Below are 16,607 nucleotides of genomic sequence, written 5' to 3'. Positions count from 1 at the left end.
CTGTGCGTACGCTCGGCCTCGTCCGGCAGCCTTTGGTGGCGGTCGTTGGGTCGCGTTGCGCGGGTTCTCGGCTGCCACGATGCGCTCACGGGTGTCGAGCCGGATCCTCTTGACCGCCTCATCTTCCAGGGGCGGATACTTCCTGCGGCCAGGGCGATCATGACTACCTACGAGTGTGGGCTGCCGGAAGCCGCTCGTCGGCTTTACGCGCGCGATACGACGACCTACGCCAGACGCGTCCCGATGACTTCACCAACAGTCATGAGGAGTACTGGAAAGGCTTGTACTCCTGACCGCTGAACGTTGCGGCGTGTGCGGCGCACGGCCTTGATGGGCCGCCGCACCAATCGGTCGTAGAGTTGGTGAGCGGGCCGTCATGGACGGTGGTGCGGACTCTCGGCAGGCGCGTCATGATCAAGCTTGAAGCGCGCCGCTCCCGGGTTTCCGGCACCGCCGCGTTCCGCGCGGCGTACGCGACATGGCGTACAGGCGGTGACGCCTCTCGTTGTACGCATGCTCGTCGGCGGCGGAGCAGGCTGAGGGACATGATCAGACGAGACCTCGTCCACGCGCTCACCGCCGTCTTCGCCGGCCTGGCCGTCGCCGCCCTCGGACTCCCCGCGCCGCCCGCGGCGGCACACGATCCGAGCCTGGTGCGGGTCGACTCGGGGTGGGTCCGCGGTGACGGCGATGCCGGCCATGTGACCTTCTCCGGGATCCCGTACGCGGCACCGCCCGTCGGTGGTCGGCGCTGGCGCCCACCCGCACCGCCTGAACGATGGAGGGGCGTCCACGACGCGACCGGTCCCGCGGAGCCCTGCCCGCAGACCGGCTTCGACGACCAGGGCGCTCCGATCGTGGTCGGCCGTGAAGACTGCCTCACCGTCGATGTCGTCCGGCCGCTGCGCGGCCGGTCCGGCGGCCCGCTCCCGGTGATCGTGTGGCTGCACGGCGGCGAACTCGACTCCGGAGCAGCCGCCGAGTACGACGGAGCACGACTCGCCGAGGGCGGGGACGTCGTCGTGGTGACCGTCAACTACCGGCTCGGAGCGCTCGGCTTCCTCTCCAGCCCGGCACTCGACGCCGAGGGCACCGTCTCCGGCAACTACGGACTCCTCGATCAGGCCGAGGCGTTGCGCTGGGTGCGGCGCAACATCTCCCGCTTTGGCGGCGACCCACGCCGAGTGACGCTCGCCGGCCAGTCCGCAGGCGCACGCAGCGTGTGCACCCATCTCGCATCGCCCGGCTCACGCGGCCTCTTCCACCGGGCGGTCACGCAAAGCGGCGCCTGCACCACCGAGGTCAAGACGAAGACGGACGCGGACGCGAACGGTGCCCAGGCGATCGAGGAGGTCGGCTGCGCCGATGCCGGTACCGGCCGCGAGGTCACGGCCTGCCTGCGCGACGTGCCCGCTGGGCGGCTTCTCGATGTCCTCGGGGACGTGGGGCACCCGCTCGGAGACCGCCGCGACGCCGCCTGGGCGCCGGTGGCCGGGACACCGTACCTGCCATGGCAGCCCGCCGCGGCGCTGCGTGGCGGCCTGGCCGCCGATGTTCCGTTGCTGCTCGGGAGCACACGGCACGAGGCCCGCGGGACCGTGCTCGGTTCACGTCCTGACCTGACCGCGGACGAGTACGCGGCGATGCTGCGGACACTGCTCGGTGCAGACTCCGCCGCGGTCCTGGAGGAGTACCCGGCCGCCGAGTTCGGCACGCCGGCGCTCGCGCTGGCCGCGGTTGTCACCGACCGGAACTACGCATGCCCGGCGCTGAGCACAGCCCGGGCGGCGCGTCCGCACATGCCTGTGTACGCGTACGAGTTCCGCGAGGAGAGGCAGCCCGTCGACGGCGTGTCCTATGGCGCACACCACAGCTGGGATCTGCCGTTCCTGTTCGACACCTCGATCCCCGGCAGCCAGTTCCCTCCGCTCACCCGGGCGCAGCGCCGGCTGAGCGCGACCATGATCGACTACTGGCCCGCCTTCGCCCGCACCGGCGATCCGAACGGTCCCGGCCGCCCGGCGTGGCCGGTGTTCGGCACCGGCACCGGCAGCCCTGTCATCGGCCTGTCCACGCATGGTGTCCGGCCGGTGGCGTTCGGCGCCGAGCACCGCTGTGAATTCTGGGCCGGGTCGTGAGATCTCGCGAGTGGCGGCGGTGCACGGCAGTGGGATGCTCGGTTCACTGCCTGGGTTCGATGCCCTTGGACAGGGGGCAGCGAGACGGGAGTCGGCTATATGGGCTCGGTGGCTGATCGTCCGGCTGTGGGCATTGGCCGCGCGGAAAGAATGGTCTGAGCATGCGTGGAGGCCGCCCCACGACCAATGGTTCTGGTCGCGGGGCGGCTATTGAGACGCCTTTTGTCAGCGGCCCGGGGTGCCCCGGGTCTCGGCGCCCTGGGCGAATGCGGCGCGGAAGGTGATCGGGCCGAAGATGCCGTCGGCGTCGATCTCCTTGCGCTCCTGGAAGGCCGTGACGGCCTTCACGGTGGCGGGGCCGTACTGGCCGTCCACGACGAGCGAGTCGTCCTGGAGGACCTTCATCGCGTACTGGATGCCCTTGACCTGGGCCGTGTTACCGCTGCCCTGGCCGATCTCGCCGTTGTCGTTCTGGAGTGCGCTCCAGGTCTCGGTGTCGAGCCTGCCCGTCTGGGGCAGGGGCGGGTTGTGCGCCTTCTGGTACGCCTTCACCGCGGCCTCGAACTCCGGAGTCCAGGCCTCGCCTTCGGGCGTGGGGTTGCAGTTGTCGTGGTGACCGAACTGCGCGAGGTAGCAGCCCATGGACGCGATGCGGTAGTCGCTGTCGCCGGGGCCGAGTTCGACCCATGGCTGCTGCTGGATGGCCTTGACCACGGCCGGGTCGGTGTTCGGGCCGTCGGCGTGGGCGGCGCTCATCGCGCCCATTCCGGTGCCCAGTGCGAGGAGCACGGCCATGAGGCCGAGTACCGCGCGAAGCGTGTTCTTCATCGACGGATTCCCCCGTTCCAATCGCTTGGGAGCTGTTACGGGGTGAGATGGCGGCCGATCCGGAATTGTTCTGGACAAGCTCGGATTGTTTGCAAATGAAAAGTGACGAATAAGGGTGGCAATGGGTTTACACGAGTCCGGATAATTTACCTTCTTTAAGGTCGCCGGACGGGCTCGGCGGTGTGCTCGCGGTGCCAGGTGGACCGGTAGGCGCCGGGACGGGACAGCAGGTCGGCGTGGGTGCCGCGGTCGGCGACCCGCCCTTCCGCGTCGAGGACGATGATCTCGTCGACGGCGTCCAGGCCGGCGAGCCGGTGGGTGACGAGCAGCGTCGTCCGGTCCTCGGTGGCGGTCAGCAGGTCGGCGGTGAGGTCGTCGGCGGTCGCGATGTCGAGGTGCTCGGCGGGCTCGTCCAGCAGCAGGATCGGGAAGTCCGCGAGGAGGGCACGCGCCAGAGCGATGCGCTGGCGCTGGCCACCGGACACCTGAGCGCCGTGCTCACCGACGTGGGTGTCGAGTCCACGCGGCAGTGAGTCGGCCCAGTCGAGGATGCGGGCGCGGCGCAAGGCGTCACGGATCTCGTCGTCGGTGGCGGTGGGGCGGGCCAGGCGGACGTTCTCGCCGATCGTCGAGTCGAACAGGTGGGCGTCCTGAGCGCATAGGCCGATGACCAGGCGGACGTCGTCGCCGTTGAGGGAGTGGAGGTCGACGCCGTTGAGGGTCGTCCGTCCACCGGCGGGTTCGAGGAAGCGCAGGAGGACGGCGGTGAGGGTGGTCTTGCCGGAACCGCTCGGCCCGACGATCGCGCAGCGCCGCCCTGGCGTCAGGTCTAGGGAGATGCCATCGAGGACGTGCGGTCCCCTGGGCGTCCACCGGGCTCGCAGGTTCTCGACCGAGAGCGTGTAGGGGCCGGAAGGCAGCGGTGCGGGGGCGTCCGGGTCTTGTACTGGTTCGGGGCTCTCCAGGACGGCGAAGACGCGCGCCGCCGAATGCCGGGCCCGTTCCATGTACTGGGCGGCCAAGGGCAGCCCTGCCACGACCTCGAATGCGGCCAGCGGGAGCAGGACGACCACCGCGAGCAGCACCCCATCGAGGATTCCCGAGCGGACGGCCGGGACCCCCACGGCGAGGCTTCCCCAGACGGCCAGACCGCCTGCGAGAGCAGAGATGGCGGCCCCGACTCCAGCGGTGGTGGAGGATCGGGCCGAGGCGCGCGTGAAGTCGCTGTCCAGTCGAGCGGCCTCGGCCAGTTGTCCAGGTACGGCGCCGTAGGCGATGAGTTCCGGTGCGCCTTGCAGCGTGTCGACCACGTGTGAGGTCAGCTCCGCGCGCAGGTCGGTCGTCTGACGCTCGGCACGCCGCGCCATGGTGGCCGACAGCCAGGGCGCGACAACGCCTGCGAGTAGCAAGGCGAACAGGAGCACAAGCCCGGCCGATGGAAGCAGCGCCCATGCCAGCACGACGGACGCGCCGCCGACGACGGCAGCGATGGTGCAGGGCAGCAGCACCCTTAGGAAAAGGTTCTGAACGGCGTCGACATCGGCGACGAGCCGGTTCAGGAGGTCGCCGCCACGGAACGAGGGAAGTCCCCCGGGCGCGAGTCGTTCCAGCCGCTCGTACACACGTGCGCGCAGATCGGCGAGTATGCGGAACGTGGCGTCATGCCCGGTGAGGCGCTCGACGTAGCGGAACACACCGCGTCCCAGCCCGAACGCACGAACGGCCGCCACGGCGACCATCAGCGTCAGCACCGGCGGATGCTGCGCGGCCCGCGAGATGAGCCACGCCGACGTCGCCATCAGGCCCACGCCGCTGCCGAGCGCCAGCACCCCGAACACCACGGCGACCACGAGCCGTCCCCGAGCCGGCCGAGCGAATCCGACGAGCCGGAGGATCACGCCGCCGGAGGCCGAACGTTCCGCCCGGCTTGAGCCCCGGCGGCCGAGCGGCCTGGGAGCGTCGGGACCGGGGGAGGCGTCCTGGGTGGCGTGGTCGGGGTGGTGGGTCATGTCGTCACCGCCGCGGGTTCCAGGTGGACGACGCGGTCGGCGAGGGCGGTCAGGGCCGGGCGGTGAGCCACGAGGATCACCGTGCGCGTGGCGGCCAGGCGGCGGACGGCTTCGAGCACGGCCGCCTCGCTTTCCGCGTCGAGGTTCGAGGTCGGCTCGTCCAGGAGGAGGAGCGGCGCGTCGCGCAGGAAGGCGCGGGCCAGGGCGATGCGCTGGCGCTGGCCGGCCGACAGGCCCAGGCCCCGTTCGCCGAGGGGCGTGCCGAGGCCCTCCGGCAGGGCGTCGATGAACTCCAGCGCGTTCGCGGCCCCGGCGGCGGCCCGGACTTCGGCGTCGGACGCGTCCGGGCGGCCGAGGCGGATGTTGGCGGCGACCGTCCCGGCGAACAGGTGGGGGCGTTGCGGCACCCACGCGATGCGGGCGCGCCAGGCGTCCGGGTCCAGGTCTGTGAGGTCGTCCCAGTCGGCCAGGACGTGACCGGAGCCGGGCCGGACGAAGCCGAGGAGCACGGCGAGGACCGTCGACTTGCCGGCGCCGCTCGGGCCGGTCAGCGCGACCGTCTCGCCTGGATGGACGGTGAGGGAGAAGTCGTCGAGCGCAGGGGTGTCGCGTCCCTCGTAGGCGACCGTGACACCGTCCAGGCGGAGGGTGGCGTGGGCCGGGTCGGGGACGTCGGTGCGCGTGCCCGTGGTGGAAGGCGGCGTGGTGGGCGGCGGTGTCTCGATCACCTCGAAGATGCGTCCGGCGGCGGTCAGGCCCTCGACGCTCGCGTGGTATTGGGCGCCGACCTGCCGCAGCGGGAGGTAGGCCTCCGGCGCGAGGATCAGCACGAGCAGCGCGGTCTCCAAGTCCATGCCGCCGTCGACCAGGCGCAGCCCGATGGACACGGCGACGAGTGCGACCGAGATCGTCGACAGCACCTCCAGGACGAGCGCGGACAGGAACGCGATCCGCAGCGTCGACATGGTGGCGCGCCGGTGCCGGTCGGTGACCTCGCGGATCTTGGCGGCCTGCGCCCGCGCCCGGCCGAAGATCTTCAGCGTGGGCAGCCCGGCCACGACGTCCAGGAAGTGGGCGGACAGGAGCGAGAGCGTCCGCCACTGGCGGTCCATCTTCCGCCGGGTGGTGAGGCCGACCAGGATCGCGAAGACCGGGATGAGCGGCAGCGTCACCGCGATCGTCACGGCGGAGAGCCAGTCGCCGAGCAGGATCCGCGCGCCGACGGCGGCCGGGACGATCACCGCGAGCACGAGCTGCGGCAGGTAGCGGGAGAAGTAGTCGTCCAGCGCGTCGATGCCGCGCGTGGCGAGGGTCGCCAGTTCCCCGCTGCGTTCAAGGGACAGCCAGCGCGGCCCGAGAAGCAGCGCGTGCGCGAGCAGCCGCCCGCGCAGCTGCGACTTGACCGCGGCGGACGAGCGGTGCGCCGCGACCTCCTGCAGCCACGTGAGGAGGGTTCGCGCGAGGACGACCGCGAGCAGCAGCAGCATCGGGGTCCGCAGGTCGGCGAGGGACGCGCCGCCGAGAAAGGCCCGGGTGAGCATGCCGGCCAGCAGCGTCGCCTGTGCGATGATCAGCGCGGCGGTGGCGGTGCCGAGCGCCACCGACGACAGGAGGAAGATCCGCGTCGTCCGGGCGTACTTCAGCAGCCGCGGGTCGAGGGGCTTCACGTGACCTGCTCGGGTTTGGGCACGTAGATGTGGGACGTGCCGATCCGCTTGCGGAACACCCAGTACGTCCAGCCCTGGTAGAGCATCACGATCGGGGTGAACACCACCGCGACCCACGTCATGATCTTCAGCGTGTAGGGGGTCGACGCGGCGTTCTCGGTGGTCAGGCTGCTCGCGGCGTCGAGGGTGGAGGGCATGACGTCCGGGAACAGCGCGGTGAACAGGGTCGCGACGGCGAGCACGATGGCGGCCCCGGTGCCGATGAACGCCCAGCCCTCGCGTCCCCGCCCGTTGGCCGCGGCCGCGAGGACCAGCCCGGCGGCGGCGCCCCCGGCGGTCAGCCAGGTCACCGGCTTGCCGTGCTGGAGCTGCGTGATCAGCAGGAAGCTCCCGCCGGCGGCGACCGCCGCGACGACCGCGATGCTCGCGACGCGGCGCGCCTGGGTCCGGATGTCCCCGGACGTCTTCAGCGCGAGGAACACGGCCCCGTGCAGGACGAACAGGGTCATCGTGGTGAGGCCGCCGAGCAGCGCGTAGGGGTTGAGGAGGTCGGCCAGCGTTCCGGTGAACTCGTGGTCGGCGTCCAGCGGCACGCCGCGGACGATGTTCGCGAACGTGACGCCCCACAGGAACGCGGGGACGAGGCTGCCCCAGAAGATCGCCTTGTCCCAGCGGGCGCGCCATCGCGGCTCGTCGCGCTTGCCGCGGTACTCGAACGCGACGCCGCGGACGATCAGCGCGAGCAGGATGAGCAGCAGCGGCAGGTAGAAGCCGCTGAACAGGGTGGCGTACCACTCGGGGAACGCGGCGAACATGGCGGCGGTGGCGACGACGAACCACACCTCGTTGCCGTCCCAGACCGGCCCGATCGTGTTGATGACGACGCGGCGCTCGACGTCGTCGCGGCCGAGGACCGGCAGCAGCATCCCGACGCCGAAGTCGAACCCCTCCAGGAAGAAGTAGCTCGTCCACAGGAAGGCGATGATGATGAACCAGGCGGTGGTGAGTTCCATGACCAGGCGGCCCTCTCAGTAGGCGAACGCCAGCGAGCGCTCGGAGTCGGGGTCGTCGTCGCCGGCGGGGTCCTCGGGCCGGACCTCGTCCTCCGAGGGCGGCCCGGCCTTGGCGTACTTGGCCATCAGCCCGGTCTGGATGAACAGCAGGACGCCGTACAGCGCGGTCAGCGCGACGACGGAGAGGAGCATCGAGCCGGCGGCGACGCTCGGCGAGACGCCCGCCGACGTCTTCAGCACGCCGTAGACCGACCAGGGCTGCCGTCCCATCTCGGTGAAGATCCAGCCGGCGGAGTTGCCGATGAACGGCAGCGCCAGCGAGAGCGTCCCGATCCGGTACACCCACGGGTTGGACGGCAGCCGCCCGCGCCGCAGCAGCCACAGCCCGGCCAGCGAGAGGAAGGCGGTGAGGAACCCGACCCCGGCCATGAGCCGGAAGTTCCAGTAGACGACCGGGACCGCCGGCCGGTAGTCGCCCGGCCCGTGGGTCGCCTCCGCTTCGGCCTGGAGGTCGTTGATGCCCCTGACCTCGCCGTCGAAGCTGCCGGTGGACAGGAACGACAGGACGGCCGGCACCTTGATCCCGAAGATCTCCTCGGTGCCGTCCAGCGTCCCGATGGTGAGCACGGACAACCCGGCGGGCTGCTCGGTCTCGTAGATCGCCTCGGCGGCGGCCATCTTCATCGGCTGCTGCTCGGTCATGACCTTGCCCAGCGTGTCGCCGCTGATCGCGACGCCGATCGAGGCGACCGCGGTGACGGCCAGCGCCAGCTTCAGCGACGGACGGAACACCTCGACGTTCCTGCGGCGGGCCAGATGCCAGGCGCTGACGCCGGCCATGAACATGCCGGCGGTGACGAACGCGGCGGTGATCGTGTGCGGGAACGCGGCGAGGTGCGTCGGGTTGGTCAGCACGGCCCAGAAGTCGGTGAGGACGGCCCGTCCGGACTCCTCGTCGATGCGGTAGCCGACGGGGTGCTGCATCCAGGAGTTCGCGGAGAGGATGAAGAACGCCGACAGGACGGTGCCGATCGACACCAGCCACATGCACATCACGTGGAGGACCTTGGGCAGCCGGTCCCAGCCGAAGATCCACAGCCCGAGGAAGGTCGACTCGACGAAGAACGCGAGCAGCCCCTCGATGGCGAGCGGCGCGCCGAAGACGTCGCCGACGAAGCGGGAGTAGTCACTCCAGTTCATGCCGAACTGGAACTCCTGCACGAGCCCGGTGACGATTCCCATCGCGAAGTTGATCAGGAGCAGCTTGCCCCAGAACTTGGTGGCGCGCAGGTACGCGGTCTTGCCCGTCCGGATCCACGCCGTCTCCAGTCCCGCGACAAGCGCGGACAGTCCGATCGACAGCGGGACGAACAGGAAGTGGTACACGGTGGTGATCCCGAACTGCCACCGGGCGATGTCGACAGGGTCCATGGGCGCGGGCCTCTCCGGCTATCTACTACAAGCTGTAGTACTACATCCTGTCAGACATACTACGAGCCGTAGTACTACGCCGCGTGGTTAACTGCCTCACAGGACCGCGTCCGCGCGTCACCCGGTGCGCATAGACTTCGCTCATGGACCTCAGGGACGCGACGCGCATGATCCTTTCCGAGTCGACGGAGCATCCGGAGCTCCTCCGGGTGACCCGGCGGGCACACGACGAGCTGGCCCTCGGACGGCGGATCGCGCACACCGACCTGAGCTGGGATGCTCCGGGAGGCCGCCCGCAAGAACGTCTACCCCGCCCTCCACGCCCGCTACGGCGCCGCGGCCTTCGAGGAGATGGTGACCTCCATGGCGCGGGAGATCGACCGCCAGGCCCCGGTCCTCGTCCGGTAGCGTCCGTGTACCCCCTGACCACCGCGTTCTGTGGCTGCTGATCCCCAATGGGATGAACAAGGCGGAATGTTCCGGCGGGGACGGGGCATAAGAACGCCCCACGGCGACGTTAGACTCTAGGAATCATTCTTCGGCGCCCCCCATGGCGTCCGGCTCGTCCTTGCAGCCCGCAGCCCATTCATACTGTGGTGCCTCCCGAGACGTGCCCCCCTCTCGGAAGGTAATGCGTGACCACAGCTGACGCTGCACAGAACCCGTCCATGCCCGCCACCGCGGACGAGGAGCGGGTTCCCACCTTCGCCGAACTCGGTATCCCGTCGGCGCTGGTGAACTCCCTGACCCGTCAGGGCATCGACGCCCCGTTCCCCATCCAGGCCGCCGCGATCCCCGATGTCATGGAGGGACGCGACGTCCTCGGGCGCGGCCAGACCGGCTCCGGCAAGACCCTGGCCTTCGGCCTGCCGCTGCTCACCCGCCTCTCCGGCCGCAAGGCCGCCCCCAAGCGTCCGCTGGCGCTGATCCTCGTGCCGACCCGCGAGCTGGCCCAGCAGGTCCAGAACAACCTCGAGCCCCTCGGCCGCGGCCTCGGGCTGCACTTCAAGACCGTCATCGGCCAGACCTCCATGTTCAAGCAGATCGACGCGCTGCGCCGCGGTGTCGAGATCCTGGTCGCCACCCCCGGCCGCCTCAAGGACCTGATGCGGCAGGGCGCCTGCGACCTGTCCGACATCGAGATCGCCGTGCTGGACGAGGCCGACCACATGGCCGACATGGGCTTCCTGCCCGATGTCACCGACATCCTCGACGCCGCCAAGCCCGGCGGGCAGCGCCTGCTGTTCTCCGCCACCCTCGACAAGGACGTCGACGTCCTGGTCAAGCGCTACCTGAACGACCCGGTGACGCACGCCATCGGCCAGGTCGATGAGTCCGTCGACACCATGGAGCACCACCTCCTGCTGGTCGCGCCCAAGGAGAAGGCGGCCGTCACCGCCGAGATCGCCAACCGCGAGGGCCGGACGATCCTGTTCGCCCGCACCAAGCACGGCGTCGACCGGCTCGCCAAGCAACTCGTCCAGGCCGGCGTCCGCGCGGCGGGCCTGCACGGCGGCAAGAGCCAGGGCCTGCGCACCCGCACGCTCGCCGAGTTCCGCGAGGGCTCGATCAGCGTCCTGGTCGCGACCGACGTCGCCGCCCGCGGCATCCACGTGGACGACGTGACCCTCGTCATGCACGTCGACCCGCCCGCCGACCACAAGGACTACATGCACCGCGCGGGCCGCACGGCCCGTGCCGGTGAGAGCGGCACGGTCGTCACGCTCGTCCTGCCGCACCAGGTGCGTGCCACGTCCGCGATGACGCGCCGCGCCGGCATCAACGCGCCCCGCACCCGGGTCACCACCGGCGACACGGAACTGGTCAAGCTGACCGGCGCCCGCCCGCCGTCCGGCATCCCGATCGAGGGCCCGATCATCCCCGAGCGTCCCCGCCGCGAGGGCGGCGGAGGCCGGGGCCGCCAGGGCGGCGGACGCCGCGGCGGCCGCGGCTACGGCGGCCGTCCCCGCGACGGCGAGCACCGCGGCTCCTACTCCGGCGGCGAGCGCCGCGGCGGCGGGGGCCCCCGCTCCGGCGGAGGCTCGCACGGCAACCGCCGCGGCGGCTCCGACCGCCGCCCCGCCCGCTACAACTGACCGGCCCACCATGGAGCCCCGCCCGCGAAGGGCGGGGCTCCAGCCGTTTCCGCACGGTTTCACGGGCGGACGTTCCACCTTCTCGGCAAGTCCGGCGGCGCTCTGGTCGTGACGGCCGGCGCTCGGATCGGACCGCGCGCTCCACCTGTCGAACCCGGGGTCGGGGACGGGCGTCTCAGATCTTGAGAACGGTCGCCGGCGGTTAGGGGGATTGGGTGACTTACGGTCATGGCCCGCAAGGGCCGGTCGTCCCAGTGGTGATCCGTGCGGAGAAGCAGTACACACGGATGAAGGGGAGGATCGCGTTCCTGCCGATGCTGGCGGAGGTCGGCGGCACCCGGTGGCGTCTGGAGCACGGTGACAATCCGCTGCCCCTGCCTCCGGGCGTGTGGCCGCTGAAGGTCTGGTGCTCGTACTTCGGCATCAAGACGGGACGAGCGGCATTCACGGTGGACACCCGGGCGGGACAGCCGCTGCTCCTGTATTACGAGGGACCCCGCTCGTCTACAACCGCGGTGCCCTCACCTTCGAGCCCCCCGAACCCGGGGACGGGCCTCCGAATGGATCAGCCTGATCGTCGTCGTGGTCATCGTGGCACTGGCCCTCGCCTATGGCTTCTACAGCGGCATCTACTAGCGAGGTTCGCCGCTCGGCCTGGTCCGGCATGGTCGAACCTGGGATGCGGCTTCCACGGCATCGCCTTCGGGGGACCTGCCGGCCGTCGTCATCGCGGCGCCGCCGACCCGCTGGACGGACGCCGTCAGCCGGCTTCTTCGCGGAGGACGTCCTCGTCGCGGGCGGCGGTCTCCTCGCGGAGCTTGTCCTGGAGGACCTGGAGGCCGTCCAAGCCGTCCACGGAGAGGGCGGCCAGCTCGTCCAGCGACATGAGGGGGTCGGTGCGCAGCGGCGGCTGCCAGCCGTTCTCCTTGTCGTGGCTGCGGAGGATCTTGGCGGGGATGCCGCCGATGACCGCGTGGTCGGGGAACTCGCCGCGGACGACCGCGCCGCCCGCGACGGCGACGTTGCGGCCGAGCCGTGTCCCGGGAAGGACGATCGCGCCGGTTCCGATCCAGCAGCCGTCGCCGATCACGACGGGGTTGTTCTCCGGCCACTGGCGGCCTATGGGCGTGTGCACGTCGCCGTAGGTGTGGTTCTGGTCGGTGATGTAGACGTTCGGACCGGTGAAGACGTCGTCGCCGATGTCGATGGACTGGTGCCCGACGATGTGGGTGCCGCGTCCGAGCGAGCAGCTCGCGCCGATGCGGACGATCACGTCCGGCCCGAGGTCGAGCCCCGGGACGAAACCCGCCGAGATCGTGACGTGCGTGCCGACCAGCGTGTGGTCGCCGATCGAGATCCACGGCTCGCCGTAGATGGCGCCGACGGGAAAGCCGATGCACGCGCCCTCGCCCAGGTAGGCGAACTCGCGGCGGCCCGGTGTCAGCGGGGTTATCTCGCCGTGCCGCCGGATCCACTCCCAGGCGTGGTGAACGGCCGTGTGCACGCCCCGGCGCGCCCGGTCCCTGGCCCGGCTCGCCAGCGCCTGCCGGATCGAGCGCTTCGGTGACATGGCGTTCACCGTACCGGTTGGTAGTAACCGTGGGGATGAGTGGGACGAGATGGAGCGAACGTGAATCGGACCACGTTCCGGCACGCCGGAGGGCCCGGCCGCGACCGACCGGGCCCTCCGATGAACGACGTTCATCCTCGGCGGAATGAAACCTGTCCGCGTCAGTGCGGAGAGTGGACCTGACCATCGACATCGGCACCGGTGACCGTCATGGAGTCGGCCGAGGTGGCCTCCCCCGCCTGCTCACCGGAACCCTTGGTCAGATCCCGGATGGTGTCGCGCCGAGTCGCCACCACACCGGCCACGCCGACGGCGGCGACCACCCCCATCATCGCCATCAGGGCGCCGCGCCCGGACTTGGTCTTCTTCGGCGGTTCCACCCGGTGGGCGGTGTCGGTCAGGAACATGCTCACCCGCGGAGCCAGCCCGGTCTCCACATACCGGGCCGCCTGCCGGAGTCTCGGTGCGCTCCAGCCGCGGACGACCATCACACGCCCGTCCGCTGCGGGCCTGATCCGCTCCGCCGCGGAGGAGGCACCCTGCCGGCACGAGTCGACGCCTTGCCGGGCCATCTCCTGGACGCGGCCGAACCGCGTGAGGGCTTCCTCCTGCGGCTTCCGGCGGATACTGATCTTTAGGGACACGCTAACCTCCCTGTTTGCGAGGTCCTGTCGAGCAGCCTTCCCGAAGACGGGAAGGTAAACCCTGTATCTGCAATCGTCCGAACACCTAGGGTGACCGCTTCCGGGCGGGGACCTCGCGTCCAGACGTACAGACCAGCTCCACGAGGAGGCAGTCAGCGTGGCCAACGAGATCTTCGCGACGCTCAACACGTCGCTCGGCAAGATCGTGATCCAGCTGTACCCGGAGCACGCGCCCGAGACGGTGGCGAACTTCGTCGACCTGGCGGAGGGCAACCGGACCTGGCACGACCCGCGCACCGGCCAGAAGAGCGACCAGCCGCTCTACAACGGCACGATCTTCCACCGCGTGATCGACCAGTTCATGCTCCAGGGCGGCGACCCGCTGGGCACCGGCACCGGCGGCCCGGGGTACGAGTTCAAGGACGAGTTCCACCCGGACCTCAAGTTCAACCGGCCCTACCTGCTGGCGATGGCCAACGCCGGGCCGGGGACCAACGGCTCCCAGTTCTTCATCACGCTCAGCGTCGCCCACACCCAGCACCTGACCGGCCGGCACACCATCTTCGGCAAGGTCATCGAGGGCACCGACGTCGTCGACCGGATCGGCAAGGTCCCGACCGGCCGGAACGACCGTCCGCAGGAGGACGTCGTCATCCAGTCGGTGACGATCGAACGCCGTTAGTCGTTTCCTACTGTGAGACCTGACAGCGGGTGACGCCCGTACCGGCCCCACGGAGCCCCAGATGAGCACAGAACCCAGTCCCGCCCCCGAGACCTCGGTGCCGACCTGCTACCGGCATCCGGGCCGGGAGACGTATGTGCGCTGCACACGGTGCGACCGGTTCATCTGCCCGGAATGCATGCGGGACGCGGCGGTGGGGCACCAGTGCGTGGAATGCGTCACCGAGGCCAGCCGGGGGGTCCGCAAAGCGGTTCCCCGGACGGTCCTCGGCGCGCGGGGCTCCACGTCCGCGGTACCCGTGGTCTCCTACACGCTGATCGGCGCCTGCGTCCTGGCGTACCTGGCCGAACTGGCGTCGTGGCGCGTCGTGTGGGAGTTCATGATGCTCGGCCGGGGGCTGCTGCCCGACGGCCAGGTCGGCGGAGTGGCCGAGGGCGAGTGGTACCGGCTGTTCACCACGATGTTCCTGCACCAGCGCGGGGGGACGTTCGGCATCGCCCACATCCTGTTCAACATGTGGGCGCTGTACGCGGTCGGCCCCGCGCTGGAACAGGTGCTCGGACGGTGGCGTTTCCTCGCCCTGTACATGCTGTCGGGGCTGGGCGGCTCGGTGCTGCTGTACCTGGTCGGCGCCCCGGCGGACTCGGCGGTCGGCGCGTCCGGTGCGATATTCGGCCTGTTCGGAGCGTTCTTCGTGATCGGCCGCAAGCTGGGCGGACCGGTCGGGCCGATCGTGGTGCTGCTGGTGATCAATCTGGTGATCACGTTCTCGGTGCCGGGGATCTCCTGGGAGGGGCACGTCGGCGGCCTGGTGGTCGGCGCGGTGCTGGCGGCGGCCTTCGCCTACGCCCCGGCCGCGCAGCGGAAGCTGCTGCACATCGGGGCGCCGCTGGTCACCCTGGCGCTGCTCCTCGCGCTGGTCGCCGTCAGGACGACGGAGCTGACCCCCACGATCGGGTAGCCGCGCACGCGCGGACGCCGCTCACGCCACGCGGCGTCCGCGCGCCTGTGGAAGAACCCGGGGTGGTACGCCGTCAGCGCCACTTGGTGGACAGGATCACGCCCAGAATGATCGCCGCGAATCCGATCCCCAGGTTCCAGTTGTGGAGGTCGGTCATGTACGGGACCTCGGTGCCGGTGCTGGCCGTCACGTAGAAGACGGCGATCCAGACCAGTCCGATGAGCCACAGCCCGACCATCGTGGGGACCAGCCACCGGGGGCTGACCTCGGGGGCCTTGGACTTCTGCGGGGGCGTGTAGACGGCCTTCTTGCGGGTTTTCGACTTGGCCACGGTGCGTCGGTCTCCTCGGGCGGTCCGGCGGCCGGAGCGCCGGACCGCGCATGGGTGGTTTGTCGGTTAGCGTAGTCGCTGGTGAGCAGAGTACGGCGTACAGCGCGGGGAAGCATCATCCCAGCCGTCACGGCGAGCGCGAGCACGGGCCGCGGTACCGGCGCCTCCGCCACGACACCGACCGTATCTCGCGCGCGGCCGGACGTCACAATACGAGACCGAAACGGGCCGCCGACCGGGGATTCACAGCGCTCACCGGCCCCGCCCGCGCGATGCAGACCATGGACCATCGGGTGATCTCGACGAGCGCCGTCCACCGCGTGGGCAATACCCTGATCTCCAAGGCGTCGTGGACGCGTCCCCGAGATGCGGACCGTCGACAAGGCAACGCCGCCGGACTGGCCGGCCCCACCCCCGAGGAGGACGCACCGGTGCGGACGCTGATCCGTCTCCTGGGCGAACTGTGCATCACCGCCGGACTGATCGTCATGCTCTTCGTCACCTACTCCCTGTGGGGGACCGGCCGCTACACCCAGGACCAGCAGGACCGCCTCAGCCAGGAGATGCTGAGCACGTGGGAGGCCCCCAAGGTCACCACCGAGCAGGTGAAGCTGGGCAAGGGACTGGCGATGATCCGCATCCCCAGCTTCGGCGAGGACTGGAGCTTCGTCGTGATCGAGGGCGTGGGCCGAGAAGACCTGCGCAAGGGCCCCGGCCACTACCCCGGCACCGCGGACCCGGGCGAGGTCGGCAACTTCGTGATCTCCGGCCACCGCACCACCTACTCCGCCCCCTTCAACCGCCTGGGCGAACTGGACCGCGGCGACGAGATCCTCATCGACACCCGCGAGAAGCAGTACGTCTACAAGGTCACGGACCGCAAGATCGTGGCGCCCTCCGCCACCGAGGTGACGGCCCCCGTCCCGGGCCACCCCGAACGCAAGCCCGCCGAATCCCTGATCACCCTCACCACCTGCCACCCCAAGTTCTCCGCCGCCAAACGCATGATCATCTTCGGTGAACTGGCATCCGCAGTCCCCCGCGTGAAGCAGGCATAGGAGCCCCTCGTGTACGCCTGGATCTGGCGCCACCTACCCGGCGCGTGGCCCACCAAGACCGCCACGGCCGTAGGCCTGTTCATAGCCACAGCCGCCATCTTCTGGTACGTGGTCTTCCCCTGGGCAGAACCCAAGGTCCAGTTCGACCAGGGCGTAGTACAAACCCCCACCCCCACCAC

General features: G+C 70.3%; 14 protein-coding genes. 6 read left to right on the top strand and 8 right to left on the bottom strand.

The genetic code is table 11. From position 1 onward, the window contains the following. Positions 1–545: 545 nt before the first annotated feature. Positions 546–2,138 carry a carboxylesterase family protein gene (locus tag E1281_RS12950; protein WP_131877743.1) on the top strand — a complete coding sequence of 531 codons (1,593 nt, stop codon included), beginning with the start codon at positions 546–548 and terminating at the stop codon, positions 2,136–2,138. A 225-nt stretch (positions 2,139–2,363) separates the two neighbouring features. Here the strand turns inward: E1281_RS12950 and E1281_RS12945 are convergent, their stop codons facing one another. The 5 genes from E1281_RS12945 to E1281_RS12930 form a co-directional block, all read right to left on the bottom strand. Then, entirely contained in the window at positions 2,364–2,966 is a 603-nt protein-coding gene (locus E1281_RS12945; RefSeq protein WP_131877741.1) for a peptidoglycan-binding protein, read from the bottom strand. A 155-nt stretch (positions 2,967–3,121) separates the two neighbouring features. Next, positions 3,122–4,975, bottom strand: a complete 1,854-nt coding sequence (cydC, locus tag E1281_RS41205) for a thiol reductant ABC exporter subunit CydC (protein WP_207943252.1) — start codon at positions 4,973–4,975, stop codon at positions 3,122–3,124. Further along, a complete protein-coding gene (cydD, locus tag E1281_RS41200; RefSeq protein ID WP_207943251.1) occupies positions 4,972–6,642 on the bottom strand; it encodes a thiol reductant ABC exporter subunit CydD in 1,671 nt (556 codons plus the stop codon). Before cydD ends, cydC begins: the two co-directional genes overlap by 4 nt. Next, positions 6,639–7,655: a cytochrome d ubiquinol oxidase subunit II gene (gene cydB / locus E1281_RS12935; protein WP_131877739.1), complete on the bottom strand. Its 1,017-nt coding sequence runs from the start codon at positions 7,653–7,655 to the stop codon at positions 6,639–6,641. Before cydB ends, cydD begins: the two co-directional genes overlap by 4 nt. A 15-nt stretch (positions 7,656–7,670) precedes the next feature. Next, on the bottom strand, positions 7,671–9,086 hold the full coding sequence (locus tag E1281_RS12930) for a cytochrome ubiquinol oxidase subunit I (RefSeq protein WP_131877737.1): 1,416 nt from the start codon (positions 9,084–9,086) through the stop codon (positions 7,671–7,673). Between the two features lie 276 nt (positions 9,087–9,362). On the opposite strand from E1281_RS12930, the gene E1281_RS42580 reads away from it, so the two are divergent. Both E1281_RS42580 and E1281_RS12925 read left to right on the top strand, forming a co-directional pair. After that, complete coding sequence (locus E1281_RS42580) at positions 9,363–9,494, top strand: hypothetical protein (RefSeq protein ID WP_279433610.1); 132 nt, start codon at positions 9,363–9,365, stop codon at positions 9,492–9,494. A gap of 227 nt (positions 9,495–9,721) precedes the next feature. Continuing rightward, positions 9,722–11,182, top strand: a complete 1,461-nt coding sequence (locus E1281_RS12925; RefSeq protein WP_243716917.1) for a DEAD/DEAH box helicase — start codon at positions 9,722–9,724, stop codon at positions 11,180–11,182. 760 nt (positions 11,183–11,942) lie between these two features. On the opposite strand, the gene E1281_RS12920 is transcribed toward E1281_RS12925, so the two are convergent. Together E1281_RS12920 and E1281_RS12915 are read right to left on the bottom strand one after the other, a co-directional pair. Continuing rightward, positions 11,943–12,752: an acyltransferase gene (locus E1281_RS12920; protein ID WP_131877735.1), complete on the bottom strand. Its 810-nt coding sequence runs from the start codon at positions 12,750–12,752 to the stop codon at positions 11,943–11,945. Between the two features lie 161 nt (positions 12,753–12,913). After that, positions 12,914–13,396: a hypothetical protein gene (locus tag E1281_RS12915; RefSeq protein WP_131877733.1), complete on the bottom strand. Its 483-nt coding sequence runs from the start codon at positions 13,394–13,396 to the stop codon at positions 12,914–12,916. 157 nt (positions 13,397–13,553) lie between these two features. Here E1281_RS12915 and E1281_RS12910 point away from each other — a divergent pair, with 157 nt between their 5' ends. Continuing rightward, positions 13,554–14,078, top strand: coding sequence for a peptidylprolyl isomerase (locus E1281_RS12910; protein WP_131877731.1), 525 nt, complete (start codon positions 13,554–13,556; stop codon positions 14,076–14,078). Positions 14,079–14,139: 61 nt separating this feature from the next. After that, on the top strand, positions 14,140–15,039 hold the full coding sequence (locus E1281_RS12905; protein WP_131877729.1) for a rhomboid family intramembrane serine protease: 900 nt from the start codon (positions 14,140–14,142) through the stop codon (positions 15,037–15,039). A gap of 73 nt (positions 15,040–15,112) precedes the next feature. Here the strand turns inward: E1281_RS12905 and E1281_RS12900 are convergent, their stop codons facing one another. Beyond that, positions 15,113–15,370 (bottom strand): cell division protein CrgA, encoded by a 258-nt coding sequence (locus tag E1281_RS12900; protein ID WP_131877728.1) that lies wholly within the window; start codon positions 15,368–15,370, stop codon positions 15,113–15,115. 293 nt (positions 15,371–15,663) lie between these two features. On the opposite strand from E1281_RS12900, the gene E1281_RS12895 reads away from it, so the two are divergent. Continuing rightward, positions 15,664–16,428 (top strand): class E sortase, encoded by a 765-nt coding sequence (locus E1281_RS12895; RefSeq protein WP_243716915.1) that lies wholly within the window; start codon positions 15,664–15,666, stop codon positions 16,426–16,428. The last annotated feature ends 179 nt before the right edge of the window (positions 16,429–16,607 follow it).

The organism is Actinomadura sp. KC345, assembly GCF_004348515.1.
Lineage (GTDB): Bacteria > Actinomycetota > Actinomycetes > Streptosporangiales > Streptosporangiaceae > Spirillospora.
The sequence above is the reverse complement of the archived record's forward strand: the minus strand, read 5'-3'. Positions and strand labels throughout refer to the sequence as shown.